The 21,176-nt window shown below is 62.6% G+C and carries 18 protein-coding genes; 10 read left to right on the top strand and 8 right to left on the bottom strand.

Going from position 1 to position 21,176, the window contains the following annotated elements:
* Positions 1-24 precede the first annotated feature (24 nt).
* From H3O04_RS14610 to H3O04_RS14645, 8 genes are all read left to right on the top strand, one after another.
* Positions 25-1,248 carry an SMP-30/gluconolactonase/LRE family protein gene (locus tag H3O04_RS14610; RefSeq protein WP_202587938.1) on the top strand — a complete coding sequence of 408 codons (1,224 nt, stop codon included), beginning with the start codon at positions 25-27 and terminating at the stop codon, positions 1,246-1,248.
* 36 nt (positions 1,249-1,284) lie between these two features.
* Complete coding sequence (gene nfsB, locus H3O04_RS14615; protein WP_202587939.1) at positions 1,285-1,938, top strand: oxygen-insensitive NAD(P)H nitroreductase; 654 nt, start codon at positions 1,285-1,287, stop codon at positions 1,936-1,938.
* 70 nt (positions 1,939-2,008) lie between these two features.
* The gene (locus H3O04_RS14620) at positions 2,009-2,932 is read left to right on the top strand and encodes a DMT family transporter (RefSeq protein WP_202587940.1); all 924 of its coding nucleotides are present in this window, start codon (positions 2,009-2,011) and stop codon (positions 2,930-2,932) included.
* Between the two features lie 27 nt (positions 2,933-2,959).
* The gene (locus tag H3O04_RS14625) at positions 2,960-3,721 is read left to right on the top strand and encodes a glycine betaine ABC transporter substrate-binding protein (RefSeq protein WP_202587941.1); all 762 of its coding nucleotides are present in this window, start codon (positions 2,960-2,962) and stop codon (positions 3,719-3,721) included.
* A gap of 236 nt (positions 3,722-3,957) precedes the next feature.
* Positions 3,958-4,758 carry an SDR family NAD(P)-dependent oxidoreductase gene (locus tag H3O04_RS14630; RefSeq protein ID WP_202587942.1) on the top strand — a complete coding sequence of 267 codons (801 nt, stop codon included), beginning with the start codon at positions 3,958-3,960 and terminating at the stop codon, positions 4,756-4,758.
* Positions 4,759-4,814: 56 nt separating this feature from the next.
* Positions 4,815-5,576, top strand: coding sequence for an SDR family oxidoreductase (locus H3O04_RS14635; protein WP_175924461.1), 762 nt, complete (start codon positions 4,815-4,817; stop codon positions 5,574-5,576).
* 42 nt (positions 5,577-5,618) lie between these two features.
* On the top strand, positions 5,619-6,983 hold the full coding sequence (locus H3O04_RS14640; RefSeq protein WP_202587943.1) for an FAD-dependent oxidoreductase: 1,365 nt from the start codon (positions 5,619-5,621) through the stop codon (positions 6,981-6,983).
* 500 nt (positions 6,984-7,483) lie between these two features.
* Entirely contained in the window at positions 7,484-8,812 is a 1,329-nt protein-coding gene (locus H3O04_RS14645) for an MFS transporter (protein WP_202587944.1), read from the top strand.
* Between the two features lie 57 nt (positions 8,813-8,869).
* Here the strand turns inward: H3O04_RS14645 and H3O04_RS14650 are convergent, their stop codons facing one another.
* From H3O04_RS14650 to mdeB, 5 genes are all read right to left on the bottom strand, one after another.
* On the bottom strand, positions 8,870-9,514 hold the full coding sequence (locus H3O04_RS14650; protein WP_202587945.1) for a response regulator transcription factor: 645 nt from the start codon (positions 9,512-9,514) through the stop codon (positions 8,870-8,872).
* Positions 9,511-11,409, bottom strand: coding sequence for a PAS domain-containing sensor histidine kinase (locus tag H3O04_RS14655; RefSeq protein WP_202587946.1), 1,899 nt, complete (start codon positions 11,407-11,409; stop codon positions 9,511-9,513). The genes H3O04_RS14650 and H3O04_RS14655 overlap by 4 nt, the downstream gene beginning before the upstream one ends.
* 30 nt (positions 11,410-11,439) lie before the next feature.
* Entirely contained in the window at positions 11,440-11,820 is a 381-nt protein-coding gene (locus tag H3O04_RS14660) for a response regulator transcription factor (protein ID WP_202587947.1), read from the bottom strand.
* Between the two features lie 158 nt (positions 11,821-11,978).
* Positions 11,979-12,995, bottom strand: a complete 1,017-nt coding sequence (locus H3O04_RS14665; protein ID WP_202587948.1) for a LysR family transcriptional regulator — start codon at positions 12,993-12,995, stop codon at positions 11,979-11,981.
* Between the two features lie 449 nt (positions 12,996-13,444).
* Positions 13,445-16,159, bottom strand: a complete 2,715-nt coding sequence (gene mdeB / locus H3O04_RS14670) for an alpha-ketoglutarate dehydrogenase (protein ID WP_202587949.1) — start codon at positions 16,157-16,159, stop codon at positions 13,445-13,447.
* A gap of 160 nt (positions 16,160-16,319) precedes the next feature.
* On the opposite strand from mdeB, the gene H3O04_RS14675 reads away from it, so the two are divergent.
* Positions 16,320-16,859, top strand: a complete 540-nt coding sequence (locus H3O04_RS14675; protein WP_006482427.1) for an Lrp/AsnC family transcriptional regulator — start codon at positions 16,320-16,322, stop codon at positions 16,857-16,859.
* A gap of 284 nt (positions 16,860-17,143) precedes the next feature.
* On the opposite strand, the gene H3O04_RS14680 is transcribed toward H3O04_RS14675, so the two are convergent.
* On the bottom strand, positions 17,144-17,977 hold the full coding sequence (locus tag H3O04_RS14680) for an SDR family oxidoreductase (protein ID WP_202587950.1): 834 nt from the start codon (positions 17,975-17,977) through the stop codon (positions 17,144-17,146).
* Positions 17,978-18,078: 101 nt separating this feature from the next.
* On the opposite strand from H3O04_RS14680, the gene H3O04_RS14685 reads away from it, so the two are divergent.
* Positions 18,079-19,026: a LysR family transcriptional regulator gene (locus H3O04_RS14685; RefSeq protein ID WP_202587951.1), complete on the top strand. Its 948-nt coding sequence runs from the start codon at positions 18,079-18,081 to the stop codon at positions 19,024-19,026.
* Positions 19,027-19,353: 327 nt separating this feature from the next.
* Here the strand turns inward: H3O04_RS14685 and H3O04_RS14690 are convergent, their stop codons facing one another.
* Both H3O04_RS14690 and H3O04_RS14695 read right to left on the bottom strand, forming a co-directional pair.
* Positions 19,354-19,827, bottom strand: a complete 474-nt coding sequence (locus tag H3O04_RS14690) for a cupin domain-containing protein (RefSeq protein WP_202587952.1) — start codon at positions 19,825-19,827, stop codon at positions 19,354-19,356.
* Positions 19,828-20,079: 252 nt separating this feature from the next.
* Positions 20,080-21,072, bottom strand: coding sequence for an IS5 family transposase (locus H3O04_RS14695; protein WP_202587954.1), 993 nt, complete (start codon positions 21,070-21,072; stop codon positions 20,080-20,082).
* Positions 21,073-21,176 lie beyond the last annotated feature (104 nt).

The raw sequence follows: 21,176 nt of genomic DNA on the forward strand, positions 1-21,176 counted from the left end.
ATCGCATCCGACCGGAGAACCACCATGCGCTACCCGCATCCGCAACTCGTCCGCTTCCGTTCCCTCCGCCGCCACGCAGCCGCACTCGCGGCCGGAATGGCATTCGGCCTGCTCGTCGACCCGGCCTTCGCGCAAGCGCCGGCGCACGACACGCTGCCTGCAGGACAGGCGACCGAGCGCACCGTCGGCGCCATCGACACGGTCGCGACGTTTTCCGGCGCGATGCCCACCGGCGTGACGGTAACCGAGCACGGCCGCATCTTCGTGAACTTCCCGCGTTGGGGCGACACGGTGCCGTTCACGGTCGGAGAACTGCACGACGGTCGCGTCGTCGCCTATCCGAACGCGGAGATCAACCGCGCCGATGCGTCCCACGCGGCCACGCACTTCCTGAGCGTGCAGAGCGTCGTTGCCGACGGCCACGGCCGGCTGTGGGTGCTCGATACCGCGGCGCCGAATTTTTCGGAGCCGGTCGCCGGCGGCGCTAAACTCGTCGCGATCGATCTCGCCACTAACCGCGTCGTCAAGACGATCGTGTTTCCAGCCAACGTGATGCGCGCGCAAACCTATGTGAACGACGTGCGCTTCGACTTTCGCGTCGGCAAGGCGGGCATCGCTTACGTGACGGACTCGTCGCTGTCCGGAGTCGGCGGCCTGATCGTCATGGATCTCGACAGCGGGAAGGCGATACGCCGCCTCACCGGCGACGTGTCGACGTCCGCGGACCCAGCCTTCGTACCGGTCGTCGAAGGGCAGACGCTGAAGATCCGCGATGCGAATGGGACGAGCAAGCCGTTCACCGTTGCCTCCGACGGCATCGCACTGTCCGCCGACGGCGAGACGCTCTATTACTGCCCGCTGTCGAGCCGTCATCTGTACGCGATCTCGACCGCGATGCTGCGCGACCCGTCGATCAGCGACGCGCAACTCGCTGCGGCCGTGAAGGATCTCGGCGAGAAGGGCGCGTCCGACGGCCTCGAGAGCGATGCCAACGGGAACGTCTATGCAGGCGATTACGAGCACGATTCGATCCGCCGCCTGCAGCCGGGCGGCGAATGGCAGACCATCGTGCACGACCCGCGCGTGCTGTGGCCGGACACGCTGTCGGTCGGCCCCGACGGCTATCTGTACTTCACCGCGAATCAGCTCCATCGCCAGCCGGTGTTCCACGGCGGCAAGGACGAGCGCCAGAAGCCGTATGCGCTGTTTCGCGTGCGCGTCGACGCACGCCCCGCGCCGACGCGCTGATCCCTCTACCCATCACCGACCACCGGAGTTTCCACCATGAACCTCGCCGACGCCATCCATGCCCGCCACACCGTGAAGGCCTTCGAAAGCGGCAAGTCGCTGCCGCAGACGCAGATCGAGACGCTGCTCGCCCTGCTCCACCAGTCGCCGTCTTCGGTGAATTCGCAGCCGTGGCACTTCGTCGTGGCCGCGACGCCGGAAGGACGTGCGCGCATCGCGGCGGCAACGACCGGCAGCTACGCATACAACGAGCCCAAGGTCGTCAATGCGTCGCACGTGATCGCGATGTGCATGCGAATCGACATGGACGACGCGCATTTGCACGCCATCCTCGAGCGCGAGTCCGCCGACGGCCGATTCAAAACCGCCGAGATGCGCGCCGGGCAAGACAAGAGCCGCCGCTCGTACGTCGACATGCACAAGTACGAGCTGCGCGATACGGCGCAGTGGATGGAAAAGCAGGTCTACCTCGCGCTGGGCGGACTGCTGCTCGGCGCGGCCGTGCTCGGCGTCGACGCGACCCCGATGGAAGGCTTCGACAGCCGTGCGCTCGATGCGAGCCTCGGCCTGCGCGAACGCGGTTTGACGAGCGTCGTACTGGTATCGCTCGGATTCCGCAGCGACGAGGACTTCAACGCGGAGCTGCCCAAGTCGCGGCTGCCGCGCGAGCGGATATTCACCTTCATCTGATCGTTCGACTTCGATGCGCGCTCGCCGCCGCCATGCGGCGTCGGCCCGCATCACTTCGAGGAGCGTCATCATGTCCGAGCTGGTTCGCATGGATCTGCAAAGCCGCACCGCGACGCCGCCGCAGCCCAGATATGGCGGTGCGGCGCTATTGGGCGCTGCCATCCTGTTGTGGGGCGCCAACTGGCCCGCGATGAAGTTGGGCCTCGCGCACATCACGCCGCTGTGGCTGTCGGCGACGCGCTTCGCATCCGGCGCGCTCTGCCTGTTCGCGGTGCAGGCCGTGACCGGTACGCTCAGCATCCCGAAGCGCGGCGATCTTCCGTTTCTGGCAAGCGTCGGCGTCCTTCAGATGCTTGCCTTTACCGCGTTGAGCGCCATTGCGCTGCATCGCGTGGGCGCCGGCCGCTCGGCGGTGCTCGCGTACACGACGCCGATCTGGGTCACGCCCGCGTCGGTCCTCGTTTTTCGCGAGCGGCTTTCCCGGCGCACCGCGTTCGGCACGATGCTCGGTGTGGCCGGCGTGATGTTGCTGTTCAACCCGCTCGACGTCGACTGGCACGACCATCGGGCCGTGCTCGCGAACGTCATGCTGCTTGCAGCTTCGTTGTGTTGGGCGGTCTGCATTCTGCATCTGCGGCATTTCCGCAGCGAATCGAGCGCGTATGCGCTCGCCCCGTGGCAAATGCTCGTAGCGGCAGTGCCGCTGGTCGTACTCGCGGTAATCGTCGAAGGGCCGTACACCGGCGACGGCAGCATCGCCTTGGCGTCGACGTTGCTCTACATCGGCCCGATCGCGACGGCATTCTGCTTTTGTGCGGTGAATGCAGCGAACACGCGCATGTCCAGCACGAGCATGGCGACGGCGATGCTCGGCGTTCCCGTCTTTGGCCTTTTCACGGCAGTGCTCTTTCTTCACGAGCCGCTCACCCCGGCGCTGGCGACGAGCGACGCCCTCATCGTCGCCGGCATCGCGCTTTCCATCACCCGTCGCTGATCTCGATCGTCTACCCAGGAGAATCTCATGGCCGTTCGCATCCCGCCGCAATCGGCGCTGACGCTGGTTACCATCGATCTTTCGTTTCATCGTGCGGCCTCCGCCGTCGTGCGGCGAATATTGAATGCGCACGGCGTTGCGATCGAAGAAGTGTTTGCGCCGCACGAACAAGCATTCCGGATGCTGCGCGAAGGAAAGGCCGACATGCTGAGCAGCGCGTGGCTGCCGAGCAGCCACAGTATTTATCTCGCGCCGTTTGAGCATGACGTCGAGAAGATTACCGTCCTTTATCGGCCATACGCGTTATGGGGCGTGCCGGATTACGTTCCTGCCAGCGCGGTGCGCGCGATTCCCGATCTGAAGCGGCCCGATGTCGCCGCCCGTATGGTCAAGCGGATTCAGGGCATCAATCCCGGCGCGGGCATAAGCCGCTTCTCGCGCGAAATCGTTACGCAGTACGGTCTGGCCGACGCTGGCTATCACTTCGAGAACGGCACGCTCGACGACTGCGTTGGCGCCTTTGAACAGGCGGTCGCCGAGCGTCGCTGGGTCGTCGTTCCGCTGTGGACGCCGCAGTATCTGCATGAGCAATACACGATTCGCGAACTCGACGATCCAAAGGGTCTGCTGGGCGGCACGGACGATGCCACGCTGATCGTGAGGAAGGCATCGCTGCACGCTATTGCACCCGCCGCACTGGCCGAACTGCGCGCGCTGAACCTCGGCAATCGCGAAACGAGCCGGCTCGACTACCTGCTGTCACGCACCGGTGCGACGCAGCCGAACTGACGCGCGACGATCGGCGCCGGCAGATGCCGGCTCGCCGATCCAGTATTCATGCGGGATGAATTGAGTTTATGGGTGGAGCTCGTTGATCGACCTGTCAGCGACCAATACACTGCATCGCACTACGCCGACACGGCCGAGGAAGCGCATGCAGCACCGAGCCACCGGCATCACGCAAGCGGCTCATGCACTTCGCCGACCTGTGTCGATCACTTCGTCACCCTCACCGGAGCAACAGCATGACGCAAGCACATCAAGGCACCGCACTGATCACCGGCGCATCGTCGGGCATCGGCGCGATCTATGCCCAACGACTCGCACGCCGCGGCCTCGATCTCGTTCTCGTCGCCCGCAACCGGGACCGGCTCAACGACCTCGCGAAGCGCATCACCGACGACACGCAGCGCAATGTAGAAGTGATCGCCGCCGACCTCGGCGATCCGAATGCGCTCGCCGAGATCGAAGCAAAGCTGCGCACGGACGCGAGCATCACGCTGCTCGTGAACAACGCCGGCGTCGGCACGCACAAGCCGCTGCTCGAAAGCGACGTCGACGCCATGGCGCGCATGATCGACCTCAACGTGACGGCGCTGACGCGCTTGACCTATGCGGCCGTACCGGGCTTCGTCGCGCGTGGCCGCGGCGCAGTCATCAACATCTCGTCGATCGTCGCAATCGGCCCCGAGTTGCTGAACGGCGTGTACGGTGGCAGCAAGGCGTTCACGCTCGCCTTCACGCAGTCGCTTCATCACGAGCTAGCGGACAAGGGCGTGCAGGTGCAGGCCGTTCTGCCCGGCGCGACGGCCACGGAGTTCTGGGACATGGGCGGGCTCCCGCTCGACAATCTGCCGAAGGAGATCGTGATGTCGGCGTCCGACCTGGTCGATGCGGCACTCAGCGGTTTCGACCGTCGGGAAGTCGTCACGATTCCGTCGCTTCACGCAGCGGAAGAATGGGACGCCTACGATGCCGCGCGTCGCGTCATGCTTCCTCATCTTTCCAACAGCGTCGTCGCTGCCCGTTACGCGGTCACGCATTGACCGTCGCCATCCATTTTCGTAGCAGCTCCCGTCACACATTCAAAGGAACGTCGATCATGAAACTCACCGGAAACACCATCTTCATCACCGGCGGCACGTCGGGCATCGGCCGCGCGCTCGCGGAAAACCTGCATCGTCGCGGCAACAAGGTCATCGTCGCCGGGCGTCGCAAGGCGCTGCTCGACGAAATCGCACGCGCGAATCCGGGCATCGACACCGTGGAGCTGGACGTCGGCGATGCGCAGCAGATCGAGCGCGTCGCACGCAAGCTGATCGCCGACTATCCGACGCTGAACGTCGTCGTCAATAACGCGGGCATCATGCCGTTCGACGATGCCGGCGGCGCGCTCGACGACGCCCAGGCCGTGCGGCTCGTGACCACCAACCTGCTCGGACCGGTTCGCGTCAGCGCGGCGCTCGTCGAGCATCTGAAAGCGCAACCCGAGTCGTACATCATCAACAACAGCTCCGTTCTCGCATTCGTGCCGCTCGCGGCCACCGCGCTCTATTCGGCGACGAAGGCAGCCGTTCACTCGTACACGCTGTCGCAGCGCTTTGCGTTGCGAAACACGAGCGTGCGTGTTCTCGAGATCGCACCGCCGTGGGTCGATACGGACCTAATTCACAAGAGCGGCGATCCGCGCGCAATGCCGCTCGACGCATTCATCGCGGAGACGCTCAAGCGTCTCGAAACCGCGACGACGGAAGTCGTGGTCGAGGCGGCGCAGCCGCTGCGCAGCAACGTCGGCCCGAACGAGCATGCGTTCGTCGAGCAGTTCAATCAGGCGCTCGTCGACAACCCGATTCCGGTTGCATGAGTCGTCGCGGATCAACGTATGGACAACTGGAGAAGTCGCATTATGGAAAGCCCCAGACATTACGAGTACCTGTTCCTTGGCGGCGGCAAGGGCGGCAAGTCGCTGGCGATGGATCTCGCGCGTAGCGGCAAGCGCGTGGCTGTCATCGAGCGCGGGATGATCGGTGGTTCGTGCATCAACGTCGCGTGCATTCCGAGCAAAACGTTGATCCAGAACGCACGCAACATGCACGCGTGGCGCACCGCCGCTGCGCCGGCGCGCCCGGTTGCCGACATGGCACGGGTTCATGCGAACGTGCGCGGCGTCGTCGACGGGATGGTGGATATCAACCGCCGCGCGTTCGAGCAGTCCGGCCTCGAGCTGGTCATCGGCTCCGGCCGCTTCGTCGCGCCGCGGCGGATCGCCGTACGCGATGCCGACGGCAGCGAGCAGGTGTTCGAAGGCGAGAACGTCTACATCAACACCGGCACCGTCGCGACGATTCCAGACGTACCGGGGCTACGCGACGCTGGCCCGCTGACCCACATCGAGGCGCTCAACCTCAACGTGCTACCCGAAAAACTGATCGTCATCGGCGGCGGCTACATCGGCCTCGAGATGGCGCAGGCGTTCCGGCGTCTCGGCAGCGAGGTCGTCGTCGTTCATGACGCGCCGCGCGTCGCAGCCCGCGAGGACGAAGACGTCAGCATCGCGATCCAGCAGGCGTTCGAAAGCGACGGGATCACGCTGAAACTGTCCGCCCGCGTGGCGTGCGTGGACGGTCGGTCGGGCGCCGGCGTCACGGTCGCGCTCGGCGACGGCATCACGGTCGAAGGCAGTCATCTGCTCGTGGCGACCGGCCGGCGGCCGGTCACGGACGGCATCGGCCTCGAGCTGGCCGGGGTCGAGCGCGACGAGCGCGGCTTCATCAAGGTCGACGACACGCTCGCGACGACAGCGGAACGGACCTGGGCCATCGGCGAAGTAGCCGGCACGCCGATGTTCACGCACGCGTCGTTCGACGACTATCGCGTGCTTAAGGCCGGCATCGAAGGCCGTCGCGGCAGCACGGCGTCGCGCGTGATTCCGTACGCGTTGTTCACCGACCCGGAGCTGGCGCGCATCGGCCTGAACGAAGCGGAAGCCAAAGCGCGGAACACGCCGGTCATCGTCGCGAAACTGCCGATGGCGGCCGTACCCAGAGCGCGCACCAACGGCACCACCACAGGGTTCATGAAGGCGCTCGTCGCGCCGGACACCGGCCAGATTCTCGGGTTCACGATGGTCGGCGCGGGCGCTGGCGAAGTGATGTCGGCCGTGCAGATCGCGATGATCGGCAAGTTGCCCTACACGTCGGTGCGCGACGCGATTCTTGCCCATCCGCTTCTCGCCGAAGGCCTCAACCTGCTTTTCGCGACGATCAAGTAAGCCGCCGCTCGCGCAGATTGCCGGTCTTTCCCGGCCGGTCGCGCGGGCCGGGCCGGCCGCTCGCGCCGTCGCGACGCCTGATGCGTCGCGACGGCGTCGGCACTTCCGCACGCCTGTCGCAGCCGACATAAAAATGACTGCACTTGGCATACTCGCGTCGCCGCTATCCGGTAAAATCCGCGGGCAAGTTCGAATGGTGCGTCGCGCCGCTCAACGGGCACACGGGCGGCGCCGCAGTCGCGAGCTTCGAGAAAAACATGCGTTCGTCGATACGGGCACCCCGCCGCGGGCGTGTGGGCATCGACCGTGGGTAAAGTCGCCGTTCTTCCGCTTGCATCGAGCATCCCGCTGCGCTTCGTTAGCGAGCGAACGACGTGCACGCGTAGATGTGGGTCGCGGCGTGGAAACATGAATTGCTGTTGGCATTCGATATCGACGAACACAGGCGTTGCCATGGACGAATCCGCGTGGCCTGGCTCGCCAAGCAACGGGGGAACCTCTTGGATCTGAACGCGACGCGCTCATCCGGTCATCCGGCCGGCAGCGACGACCCCAACGACGAAGCGCGCGAGAATCGGATCGCGCGGCATCTCGCGCTACGCATCCTGCCGATCTTCATGTTCGCGTACGTTGCCGCATACGTCGACCGCATCAACGTCAGCTTCGCGAAACTGCAGATGGGCGTCGACCTCGGTTTCACCGATGCGGTGTTCGGGTTCGGAGCCGGCACGTTCGCACTGGGCTACGTGGTGTTCGAAGTCCCGAGCAACATGATCCTGCAGCGGGTCGGAGCGAAGCGCTGGCTCACGCGCATCATCCTGTCATGGGCGATCGTGTCGGCGCTGACCACGTTCATCGAGACACCGAAGCAGTTCTATGTGATGCGCTATCTGCTGGGCGTCGCGGAAGCAGGGCTCGTACCGGGCATCGTCTATTACATCTCGCAGTCGTTCCCGCGATACCATCGCGCGCGGGTGCTGTCCACGTTCTACGCGGCGCTTCCGCTGTCCGGGCTGATCGGCTCGCCACTGAGTGGCTTCATCATGGAATACTTCGACGGCATCGGCGGCCTCGTCGGCTGGAAATGGATGCTGGTCGTTGAGGCGCTGCCGGCCTTCGTCGCCGCGCTGCTTTGCTGGAGATATCTCGAGGACGACGTCACCCAGAGCCGCCACGAAAGCGACGCCGATCGCGCGTATCTAAGCCGGACGCTCGCCGTAGACCGCGCGCTCGCCGCATCGGCGAACAATAACCAGATGTTCGGCAGCTGGATCTTCTGGACGTTTGGGGTGATCTATTTCCTCGACGTGTTCGGCATTTACGGCTACACGCTGTGGGCGCCCACGATGATCAAGTCGTTGGGCGTAGGAAGGGATCTCTTCATCGGCTTGATTGCAGCGCTGCCGAATGCGGTCGCGATGATCGTGATGGTCACGGTCGGACAAAGCGCGGATCGCCATCGTGAGCGGCGCCTACATACGGCCGCCCTGTTCCTGCTGGCAGCGGCCGGGCTGACGCTCGCGCTCGTCTGGCACGGCAACCTGTGGCTGACCGTAATCGCGCTGTGCATCGCCAATGCCGGGTTGCTGTCCGTGCCACCCGTGTTCTGGGGTATGCCAACGGCATTGCTCGGCCCGAGCAACGCGGCGAGCGGCATCGCCTGGATCAGCGCGATCGGCAACATCGGCGGCTTTTTCGGTCCCTATGTCGTGGGCGTGCTGAAACAGTCGTCGGGCAGCTTCGTGCTTCCCGTGTCGTGCATGATCGTGTGTCTGCTGGCAGGCCTGTGTCTCACACTGACGCTGCCCAAGCACATCGTGAACCGATAGACTGCCGGCAGCGCACGCGCCGCCGCAGCGCGTCGCGCCAGCGCTGCGGCGACATCGTCATTCCGATGCGGGATCCAGCCCCAGTGCTTGCGCGCCAAGCACGAATTCGGGCAGCGTTCGCGCGCCCATCTTGCGCATCGCATGGCCTCGATGGATCTTCACCGTGATTTCACTGAGCCCCATCTCCGCGGCAATCTGCTTATTCAGCAGGCCGCGCACTACGTACTTCATCACCTCGCGCTCGCGCGGCGTCAACGTGCCGTAACGGCGGCGAACGTCGGCGAGACGACCATCCGACTTGCGACGCTTCTCGTCCTTCAGCAATGCATTCTGGACGATGTCCAGCATGTCCTGGTCGCGAAACGGCTTGGACATGAAGTCCAATGCGCCGTTCTTCATCGCCTTCACCGACATGGCGACGTCGCCGTGCGCCGTGATGAAGATGATCGGCAACTGGAGATTGCCGGCAACGATCTGTTCCTGCAAGGCGAGGCCGCTTTGACCTTTGAGCCGGACGTCGAGAATCAGGCAGCTAGGCACATCGCGCTTGTCGAAATCGAGAAACTCCTGGGCCGAACCGAAGAGCTCTACGCCAAGACCGACAGAGCGAAACAGCCGGCCGAGCGCATTGCGCATTGAGTCGTCGTCGTCGACGACATATACGACGGAGTTCGTTGCGATGAGATCGGGACCGTTACTCATGGCTGCGTGATTCCTTCGACTGGTAGAACGAACTGCATCGATGTCCCCTCGTTTTCTTGTGATTCGGCCCAGATGCGGCCACCATGCCCTTCGACGATCGAACGGCAGATCGACAGGCCCATTCCCATACCCTCCTTCTTGGTCGTGAAGAACGGCGTAAAGAGCGAATCGGCGTCTTGCCTTCTGATGCCGTGGCCCGCATCATCCACCTTCACCTGCACAGACGTGCCGTCAACGAGCCGCGTCGACACGGCCAGTGTGCGCTTGCGGTCCGCGACGCCGCTCATCGCCTGCACCGCGTTCATCAACAGATTGATGATCACCTGCTGCAACTGCACACGATCGCCGCGCACCCACAGCGACGGCTGGCAGTTCTGCGCGACTTCGACGTCGTGGCTTTGCAGCTCGCGGCGCATCAGATCGATCGATTGCTCGACGATCGACGTCACGTCGACGCGCGCGTCGTCCCGGTCGTTGCGCTTCGCCATCGCACGAATCTGCCGAATGATATCCGTCGCACGCCGCGCGTCGTCGGTCATCTGTTCGATCGAATCCCGCACTTCGTCGAGGTCCGGCACGTCGTGGTTGAGCCAACGAAGCCCGGCCTCGCCCGATGTGACGATCGCAGCCAACGGCTGCGTGACTTCGTGCGCGATCGAGGCCGCCAGTTCGCCGAGCATCGTGACCCGCGTCACATGGGCCAGTTCCGCGCGCGAGCGCTCGAGCGCCTGCTCGGCCTGCCGGCGCGCCTCGATGTCCGTATTGACGCCGTACCAGCGGCGAATCCGGCCATCGCCGTCGCGCAACGGTGCGGCGCCGATGATCATGCAGCGATACTCGCCGTTGCCGAGCTGGACCCGCGCCGTCACCTCGAACGGGCTGCCGGACGAAATCGCGTCGTGCCAGGCCGCCTCGAGCGTTGCGATGTCGTCGGGATGCACGATGTCGCGCCATACGTTTGTACCGTCGGGCGTTCTCACGTCGTAATCGGTCCAGCGCCGATTGAGGTACAGCAGCCGGCCGTCTTCGTCGGTGCTCCACACCATCGCGGGGATCGCGTCGATCGTCGCCACCAGTTCTTCCTTCTGGCGGCGCAACTCGGCCTCCAGCGACTTCGCCTGCGTGATGTCGCTGTCGGTGGACAGAATCGCGATCGGCTGGCCCGACTTGTCGCGCGACACGATCCATCGGCTCGAAACCAGCACTGTCTCGCCGTTCTTTCGCGTGCGCGTAAGCTCGCCTTGCCAGCTGCCGTCCCGGATCGTCGTGTCGATCAGCTCGGCGATTGGCGATGCGGCTCCCGTGCGCGTCAGCTCGTGAAATGCCTCGCCGAACGCTTCCTGTGCGCGCCATCCGTACAGGCGCTCCGCGCCCTTGCTCCAGAAACGGACTCGCCCGTCGAGTCCGTACACCACGATTGCGTCGTGCGTGAGGTTCAGCAAATCGACCTGGTTCTGCAGCATCGCACGGCTGCTTTGATTGCGCAGGGCCAATGCGGACACCGTCACGATCGCAATGACGCTGACGATACAGCGCGCGAGCGAACTCACCGCGATCTGGTCGCTTTGCGCGAGCAGAAAACCGAGGAGGGTCAGCGACGCGCAGGCCCATGCCACGCCAACGGTGACCGTCGGGGACGCAACCGACGCGACCAGCAGCACCACGACGACATACAGCACGGCGACCGCGACGTCGACTGGTGCAAACGCGTCGATGAGAAACACCGCGAGGCCCAGTGCAATCGCTACCGCATAGACGGCGTGCGGGCTCGTGCGCAGTTGAGCGTCGATATTCAGGCCCGGCGCCGATGCGTGCACCGCCGCGAACTCGGGCGGCGCAATGATGTGGTCCACACGTACGCCGCGGCCCTCGCTCATCTGGCGATTGCTATCCATATCGTGACTTGGTAAAAACGGATGTCGGGATTACTGGGGGCCGCTGTTCGCGGCGACGTCCTCGAGGCGCTCCTGGATTCGCGCCGGATCCACCGGTTTGCTGAACACGCAGATCGCGCCAAGCTTCATCGCTCGCTCGCGCGTTGCTTCGGACGGGAAAGCCGTGATGAAGATCACAGGAGGAGCCGGCCCGCGCTCCAGCAGGGTTTCATACATCTCCAACCCCGTGATGCCCTTCATATGCACGTCCGAGATGATACACGCGACATCCAGTATCAGATCGGCGTCGAGGAACGCCTCGCCGGACTCGTAGACGCGCACGTCCCAGCCCAGCGAGCGCACAAGACTGCCCGTTGCCCGACGGATGGACCGGTCATCATCGACGATGGAAACAATACCTTGGTTCGGCATACCAGCGGGTCCTTGCCCTTCAATTCAAAAAAATGGCGAGATCGCGCATTCGAGGTCCGCGGGCTCGACCGCATCCTATGCCGCCGGCATCGGCTCGCAAACTATACTTCGGTATAACGCCGCGCCCGATATGCGTGCTGCCACCTCGTCTGCGCGGCTCACGCCGTGGCCGACAGCTGCTGGAAGCCCGCTGTAACGAACGGCCGCTCGCTGTTCGGCGTCCAGTACGGTGCCACGTCGCGCCCGCCGTTCGGCGCTGACGTGTGGTCGAAGCTTGCGATTTCCAGATCGCGAAGCTGGGTCTGCATCCAGTCGATGAACGCGCGTATCGACATCGGCACCTGGCGTCGATCCGGATACAGCACGGAAATCGGCAGCGGCGGCGGCCCGTACTCGCCGAGAATGCTGACGAGCGTACCCTTCGCCAACTCTTCCGCGACCATCCGTTCGCTCACCTGCGCGATGCCGACGCCTTCGACCGCATATCGAACGGCCGAACGCACATCATTGACGGAAATACGCTCCGCCAGCTTGAGCCGCGTCTCGGCGCCGTCCACGGTGTAACGGAACTCGCGGACCGGACCGAAGCGCCGCGGCGTGTAATGGATCACGTCGTGGCAATGGAGGCTGTCGGGGTCGATCGGCGTGCCGCGCGCTTTCAGATAGTGAGGGCTCGCCACCGTCACCGCATGGAAGTGCCCGACGCGCCGGCTACGCAGCGACGAGTCCGCCAGTTGGCCGACTACGACCGCGCAATCCACGCCGTTCGCGATCAGGCCGTCCGCGTCGCCGCCGACGTCGACCCGCAAGCCCACTTCCGGATGGTTGGCACGGAACACCGGCAGGAACGGTAACACCGAATGCGCTACTTCCTGATCGAGATCCACTGCCAATCGGCCGCGCGCGATCTTCCCGGCGCCGCTCAGTTGCTGCTGCATCAGTTCGATCTCGCCGAGAATGCGCTGGCAGTGCTCCTGATACTGCTCGCCCTCCGTAGTGAGCCTGACACAGCGGGTCGATCGCTGAAGCAACGTTACGCCGAGATATTCTTCCAGTCTGCGGACCAGCGTACTGGCCGACGCCGCACTGATACCTAGCATATCAGCCGCTGCGGTGAAACTGCCGAGGCGGGCGACGTGACTAAACACTGACATCGCGTGCAGGGTACGGTCCATGCTGTTCTCCGGAAATCGTTGCGGTGGAAGGATTAACCGGAAGTCTAGAGAACAGTCGGTCTCCGCAATATCACCTCGTGGGAGTTCGGACCTTATACAATAGTGTTAGCCGCCACACCATCGACTCGGCCAAATCGCCCGGCGGTACGTGGAATTGAACGGGTGATCGCTGTTGGTCACACGCAACCCGACGCAGGGTCGCCTGGCCGGCTACTGATGACCCGTGGATTTCCGATTCAGCACGTCGCCCAAATCCGTTGGCCCGGAACGAAACTCTTGGACGTTCAGACGAGTTCGCTTCCGAGCGGGATGGTCGCCCCGATTCCATTCAACACTGATGTCGGGGTAAAGCGGTTCTTCCTTCAGGGAACGCTTATGCCGGGCGTGCGCCACAAGCGACGGCCCGGCTGTTCGAAAGAGCGCGGTTTGCGCCTCTCTCTTGCGACAGTTCAACGCTCCCATGTTGGTGCAGCCGGTGCCTCTCCTCTGGCGTAGCGCTCGAGCGCCGCCTTGAGCACGGTGCGCTCGATCGAACCCTCGTCCGCGAGCGCACCGAGCGCTGCAATTGCGATCGAGATACGATCGACCTCGAAGAACTCGCGCAGGGCCGCACGCGTGTCGCTACGGCCGAAGCCATCAGTACCGAGCGTCACATAGCGCCGTGGCACAAATGCACGAATCAGTTCGGGCACGGCGCGGACATAGTCCGTCGCCGCGACGACCGGGCCACGGGAGGCGCCGAGAACCGACGTTACGTAGGCCGGCGTCGCCTCCGCCGCTGCGCTCAATCGGCGATTCCGCTCGGCGGCGACGCCGTCCCGATGCAGTTCGGTGAAGCTCGTCACACTCCACACCGCTGCTTCGATGCCCCAGTCCTGCCTCAGCAGTCGAGCCGCCGCGAGCACTTCGCCGAGGATCGCGCCGGAGCCCAGTAACTGAATAATCGCCTCGCCGCTTTGTGCGTCCGGAACCGGATGGATTCCTTTGAGCACCCCAACCCGCAGCGATTCGAAATCGCCGGTCGGTGCGGAGGGTTGAGGATAATTCTCGTTGGTGACGGTCAGGTAGTAGAACACGTCCCGCTGACGCTCGACCATCTCGCGCATGCCTTCCTCCATGATCAGCGCGACCTCGTACGCGAACGCCGGATCATAGGCTCGGCAATTCGGCACCGTCGAGGCGGCGAGATGGCTTGTGCCGTCCTGATGCTGGAGTCCTTCTCCGCCAAGCGTTGTCTTGCCCGCCGTAGCGCCGATCAGAAAACCCCGCGCGCGCTGGTCTGCCGCCGCCCAGATCAGATCACCGATGCGCTGAAAACCGAACATCGAGTAGTAGATGTAGCAAGGCAGCATCGCCAGATCGTGAACGCTGTACGACGTCGCGGCCGCGATCCACGACGAGATGGCGCCGGCTTCGGAAATACCCTCTTCAAGTATTTGGCCACTCTTGTCCTCGCGGTAGTACAGCATCGTGCCAAGGTCTTCGGGTTCGTATAATTGACCAAGCGGCGAATAGATTCCGACCTGGCGAAACAGATTGGCCATGCCGAAGGTACGGGCCTCGTCTGCGACGATAGGGACGATGCGCGGGCCGAGCGTTGGATCCTTCAGGAGACTGCCGAGCATGCGCACGACAGCCATTGTCGTGGACATTTCGCGGCAACTGGCATCAACGGAAAATTGCGCCCAGGAAGCGAAGTCAGGCAAGGCCGGGACCGAGGACGCCGCGCGGCGCCGCCGGGGCAGGTAGCCGCCGAGGGCCGTGCGCCGATCGTGGAGATACTTCATCTCCGCACTCGTGGCGGCGGGCTTGTAGAAGCGCAATTGCTCGACGTCCTCATCGGACAACGGCAATCGAAACTTGTCGCGGAATATCTTGAGCTGTTCGACGTCGAGCTTTTTTTGCTGGTGCGTCGTCATCCGGCCCTGGCCGATTGGGCCCATGCCGAAGCCCTTCATGGTCTTTGCGAGGATGACGGTCGGCTGGCCGCGGTGCCGAACAGCTCGGAGATACGCGGCGTAAAGCTTGCGTACGTCGTGGCCGCCACGGCGCAGGCGGTCGATGTCGTCGTTGCTCAAATGAGCCGCCAAGGCAGCAAGTTCTGGACTCTGGTTGAAGAATCGTTCGCGATTGTACTGACCGTCGTTCGCGGAAAATGTCTGGAACTGGCCGTCCACCGTGTTGGAAAAGGCGCGCGGCAACGTGCCGGTACGATCGCGCTCGAGGAGATCATCCCAGTCCGAACCCCAGAGCACCTTTATGACGTTCCACCCGGCCCCCACAAATTGGGCTTCGAGTTCGTCGATGATACGGCTGTTGCTGCGCACCGGGCCGTCGAGCCGCTGAAGATTGCAGTTGATCACGAAGACCAAGTTATCGAGGCCCTCGCGGGCGGCAAGTGACAACGCGCCGATCGATTCTGGTTCGTCCATTTCGCCGTCGCCAAAGAATCCCCAGACCCTGCGTTCCTCGGTAGCCGACAGGCCGCGGTTTTGAAGATAGCGCATGAAACGCGCCTGATAGATGGCATTGATCGGACCGATGCCCATTGAGCCTGTAGGGAACTGCCAGAAGTCGGGCATCAGCCACGGGTGAGGGTACGAACACAAGCCCTGCCCCGCGATCTCGCGACGGTAGTGTTCAAGATGAGTGTCGTCGAGAAATCCTTCGAGATACGCCCGCGCATAGATGCCCGGCGACGAATGCGGCTGGAAGAACACCAGGTCGCCTCCGCCTGCGGCGTGCGCACCGCGAAAGAAATGGTTGAAGCCGACTTCGAACAGGTCGGCCGCGGACGCGTAGCTGGCGACGTGTCCTCCGAGTTCGCCATAGGCGCGGTTCGCGCGGACGACCATGGCGAGGGCGTTCCAGCGCAAAGCCGCCGAAAGACGTTCTTCAATCTCCAAGTCGCCCGGGTACGGGCCCTGTTCCTCGACTGGGATCGTGTTGACGTACGGCGTCTTGCTCGCGCGGGCCGATGCGATGCCGCGTGTCAGTGCATGGGCGGCGAGCCGGTCGAACAGATATTGTGCGCGATCGAGGCCCACGTGCTGAATGACGCCGTCCAGCGCGTCAAGCCACTCCGCAGTCTCGTGAGGATCATCATCTTCGTCGCTTCGGGCAAGGGCCTGCAGCGAGGCGTGGCCGCTCGATAAATCGGTCATGACGCAACTCCGGATAGGGAAACAGGGGTTTGATCTTGCTTGGGATCGCCGTATCAGCTTACGCGCCCTGTTGCAGAAAGTGCGTCTGTTTCCACTATCAAATCGCAATCAAGTAGTGTATAAATTCCCCAAATCCGCCACTAATCGGAATATGCGAACTATGGCTGCAGAGCAGAAATCCGGCGCCCGCCGGCTCGATCGCATCGACATCGCGATCTTGCAGCAATTGCAGAACGACGCCCGCATCACTAACGCCGAACTGGCGCGCGCCGTCAATCTGTCATCGACACCATGTTTCAACCGCGTACGAACGCTGGAGCGACTTGGGTTGTTTCGTCAGCAGGTCACGCTTCTGGACGCCGAAGCCTTGGGTCTGCATCTGAACGTATTCATCCAGGTAAGCCTGGAAAAGCAGGTAGAAGACGCGCTGAACCGCTTCGAAGATGCGATCGCGCAAAGACCCGAAGTCATGGAGTGCTATTTGATGACGGGCGATGCCGATTATCTGTTGCGCGTCGTGATGCCCGACATGCAGAGCCTCGAGCACTTCATCGTGCACTGGCTCACGAAAATTCCCGGCGTTTCGAATATCCGGTCGAGCTTTGCACTGAAGCAGGTCCGCTACAAGACTGCGCTGCCGTTGCCGGCAAGCGGAATGGAACTCCTGGCACGGCCACAGGCGCCGATCGAATGGACGTGAGCGCGGAGGCGCGCGTGAGCAGTCTTGGCGTCTTTGCGCGCGATCACTCTAAAGCACGAGTGCCGGGCGGGTAAGAGTGCGCCCTGCGGCACGGTCACTCGTATCGCATTCCCCAAATGCCCACCGCGGTGACCGCTTCGTCCCCGCCTGGCGCATGACGCACGTACAAGCGTTCCACCATCGCAACGACGGCGGCGGCAGACTTACCCGATGAGTTCCATGCGACGCTCCGGATCAAGCTGATGGGCACGATCATGTGTTCGCGCCATCCAGCGATTTCGGCGTTACGCACTGTCCGTCGACAGTGCCTGATCCTTTTGGGCCTCAAGGCTGGCGAGGCGTTCGCTGAGGGCCTTATGGATCATGTTGTATGAATCAGTGCCCAGCACGATCCGTCTTGGCGCTGGAGTTTCGTGCGCGCTGGCGATAATCAAGCGCACCATCTTCTCAAGATCGCCATTCGGCGCGAAAGCAGGATCGGCCAGCCGCGCGCGCAGTGCGCCGATTGGCGTGTCCTTGTAGGCCGGCAGGTCCGCACCCATCCGGGTGCCGGCCGTGCGTCGGAATGCCGTACGTACACTGCCGGGCTCGACGATCGTCACGCCAATATCGAAAAATGCGACCTCGGAGGCAAGCGATTCAAAAAACCCCTCTAGCCCCCACTTGCTCGCATGGTAGAGCGACGCGCCAGGATGTGCGGCCTGGCCACCGTACGTAGACATCGCGACGATTCTCCCGCCACCCTGCGCACGCAGGTGAGGAAGTACCGCACGTGTCACATGTATCGGACCAACCAGGTTGGTATCAATCTGGTCTCGGATTTGCTCATTCGTCAAACCTTCGGCCGGCCCGAACAGCCCATAGCCTGCATTGTTCACCACGACATCGATCCTGCCGTATTCTGCAAACGCTTGCTGCACCACCTTGGGGATGGCTGCGACGTCGGTAACATCCAATGGGAGTCGCCGAAACGATTCCGGGTACCTCTCGTGCAGGTCTTCGACGGATTGAAGTTCACGTACCGTGCCAACGACACGGTCACCACGCGCGAGCAGTTGTTCGCTCATTTCGCGGCCAAAGCCGCTGTTCACAGCCGTAATGAACCAGGTATGGGTCATAACACGCTCCTTCGGTCGAATGGGAATTGGGCCATCACTGTATCCGCCGCTAAAGCAGGCGATAAGTGGTCTAATGCGGCATGTCTTGATGGCAAAAAACCATGAATAGCCGCCCCACATTGAATGAACTGAGAGCACTCAGCGCGGTTGTCAGTCACCGCAGTTTTCGAAAGGCCGCCGAAGAACTCGAGCTGGCTGCCTCCACGCTTAGTCACATGATGCGCGACCTGGAAGAGCGAGTAGGCGTGCGCCTGCTTAACCGGACGACGCGCAGTGTTTCCCCCACACCAGCCGGGGAGCGCCTCGTCACGAAGCTTCATCCGATTTTGCAGGATCTCGATAGTGCGCTAGCCGAGATGGATGCGAACCGCGATCACCCTTCTGGCACATTGCGTCTCACGGCATCCGAGACGGTATCGATGCTGCTTGTTCAGAAGATCATCCCCGAATTCCTGAGCCGCTACCCCGAAATGCGCGTGGACCTCGTCGCCGAACCGGCCTTTGTGGATATCGTTGCCGAAGGCTTCGATGCAGGCTTTCGGCTCGGGGAGGCAGTGCCGCAGGATATGGTCGCGGTCCATTTCGGCGGGCCGTCTCGAATGATTCCCGTCGCATCGAAAACATATCTCGCTGCCCGCAAACCGCCGCGCACGCCCGTTGACCTTGCTGAACACCAGTGCATTTGTTCCCGTACGCCGAATGGGCGACCGTATAAGTGGGAGTTCAAGCGCCGCGGTCACGCAGTTTCGATTGATGTTCCGGGCTCGCTGGTCTTGAACCGGACCGAGTTGATGCTTGAGGCCGCACTACAAGGGCTCGGGGTAGCTTTCGTTCCCGAGCAGATGGCCAGGCCGTACCTCGATAATGGCTCACTGAGCACGTTGCTGAGCGAGTGGTGCCCGACCTACCCCGGCTTGTATTTGTACTACCCCGGACACCGACAAGTTCCTGTTGGTTTGCGCGCTTTTGTTAGCGTTCTTAAAGAGCTCGATGCTACGCGACCGCATCGCGGCGGTCCAAAGGCGCCCACCGAAATTCTGGCGAAGTAACCGGCCTCACTACATTTGCGGCCGCGACAAGCACATGATCACGCGCCGACGTTTGTGCCAAATGTCACCGAGCGCGGCGTCGTGAAGACTGTGTCACCTCCAAGTGAAACTGTTGCAACAGCTAGCAGCCCCTGTCTCCGGTTGTGCCATTGCGGGTTCGATCGACTAATAGTGCTGTGGTGATAAGGTTCCTTATCTCGTTATCACGCCGTTCGGCGACGTCTGCAAGCAGCCACTCGTGACATCGAGTGGCGGTTGTGGAGCCGCGCGAAGGGCTCTTTGCGACCCATCGGTGACGTTCAGCTCCCTCCAAAGCGGACGTTGAAATTAGTAGGGTTCACCGTTCTTGTGCTGGAAACCCCACTGGCCGTTTGAACTCATCACAGCAACGAGATCGTCGGTTGCATAGCTTACTGCGTCGCCAGATACCCTGCTGCCGACCTCGATGATCGTGGCATCGGCTGCCGAGTTGTTTTGTAGATGATGCGCCATGCCATTCGCGCGAAACCCGGCGTACATTCCAGGTCGCATGAGGTAGCTTTCGTCACCGACGTAGAGGGTGACCTCGCCGCTGAGGACATACACCCACTCGTCCTGTTTCGAGTGCCGATGGTGTAGAGCAGACACCGCGCCGGGGCTCAATGTCGTCAAGTTCACACCAAACTGACTCAAACCGAACGGATCGCCAAGAGGTTTCTTCTCCCGTCCCGTCATGCGCGAGGCAAACGGCTCAGGGTAGTTTGAATGTTTCGTACGGGGTACTGCATCGGCGGCGACCATGCAAGCTTGGGGCTGATCCATTTGCAATCCTCACTCCGTCAAAATAGGCAAAAGAGATTGTGGAAATGCATGACGGAGACGTCAATCTTGATTCGAAAAATCAACCTATCTTTCGATTGGTCGTGAACCCCAGTTGCTTTAGGGAAATGCTGATTAATGGGCCAACCGCCGACGTTTCAGGTGAGATGACGTCGAACTTTCCGGATAACGAATCGAATCGGCGCTCATTCCGGTGCAGTTGGCTCGTAAACGAGCCTCCCTGCTCGCATTTTTTCACGCGCATGACGGACTGCTCCCATGAGCCGAACGCAGCCGGTTTCGTACGATCACCAGGTTCGCCAGGGCGAACAGACTGAACAGCTGCGCCGTGTTCTTGGCCAGTCCCTTGTAGCGCACCTTGCGATAACGGAACAGGTTCTTGACGATATGAAACGGATGCTCGACCCGCGCGCGGATTTGCGCCTTGGTTCGCTCGACCGTGGTCACCAGATCCTTCAGCGGGCCATCCTGCATCGCCTTGATCTTTCCGCGCTTGGCCGCCACACGCCATTTCACCAGCTTGCCGTTCATTTCGTCGCGTTTGTCCACGCCGATGTAGCCCGCATCGCCGAACGCTTCCTCTGCATGCCCGTGCAGCAGGGCGTGAGCCTGCGAATCGTCCGACACGTTGGCCGCCGTGCCCACCACGTTGTGAACCAGTCCCGAATCGGCGTCGACCCCGAGATGGGCCTTCATCCCAAAGTGCCAGGCGTTTCCTTTCTTCGTCTGATGCATCTCCGGGTCGCGGCTCTTCTCGGCGTTCTTGGTCGACGACGGCGCTTCGATGATCGTCGCGTCGACCAAGGTACCTTCCTTCATCATCAGCCCGCGTTCGCACAGCGAGATACCGATCTCATCGAACAGCTTGCGCGTCAGGTCATGCTCGAGCAGCAGGCGCCGGAACTTCAGCAGCGTGGTCGCATCCGGCACATTCTCGACAGCCAGATCGATTCCCGCGAAGGCACGCATCGCGATGCTGTCGTACAGCGCGTCTTCCAGCCCTTCGTCCGACAGGCCGTACCACTGCTGCAGGAAATAGATTCGAAGCATCCGCTCCAGACCTATCGGCCGACGGCCGCGCTCACCCTTCGGATAGTACGGCTCGATCGCCGTCAGCAACCGCGGCCACGGCACGAGCTTCTCCATCTCGTCCAGGAAACGCTGACGCCGGGTCACGCGCTTCTTGCCCGCACTTTCCGCTTCCGCAAAGCTCATCTGCCGCTTCATCATCGAGGATCCGTTCCGTGAACTGCCTTCTACAACGTTCTCGGCTACGTCAGCGATGACCGCCGAGCTGGATAAATCAGTGTTTCCCTAGAGCAGATCAATAT

Origin of the sequence: Burkholderia sp. KCJ3K979 (genome assembly GCF_016759955.1) — a bacterium.
Taxonomy (GTDB): Bacteria; Pseudomonadota; Gammaproteobacteria; order Burkholderiales; family Burkholderiaceae; genus Burkholderia; species Burkholderia orbicola.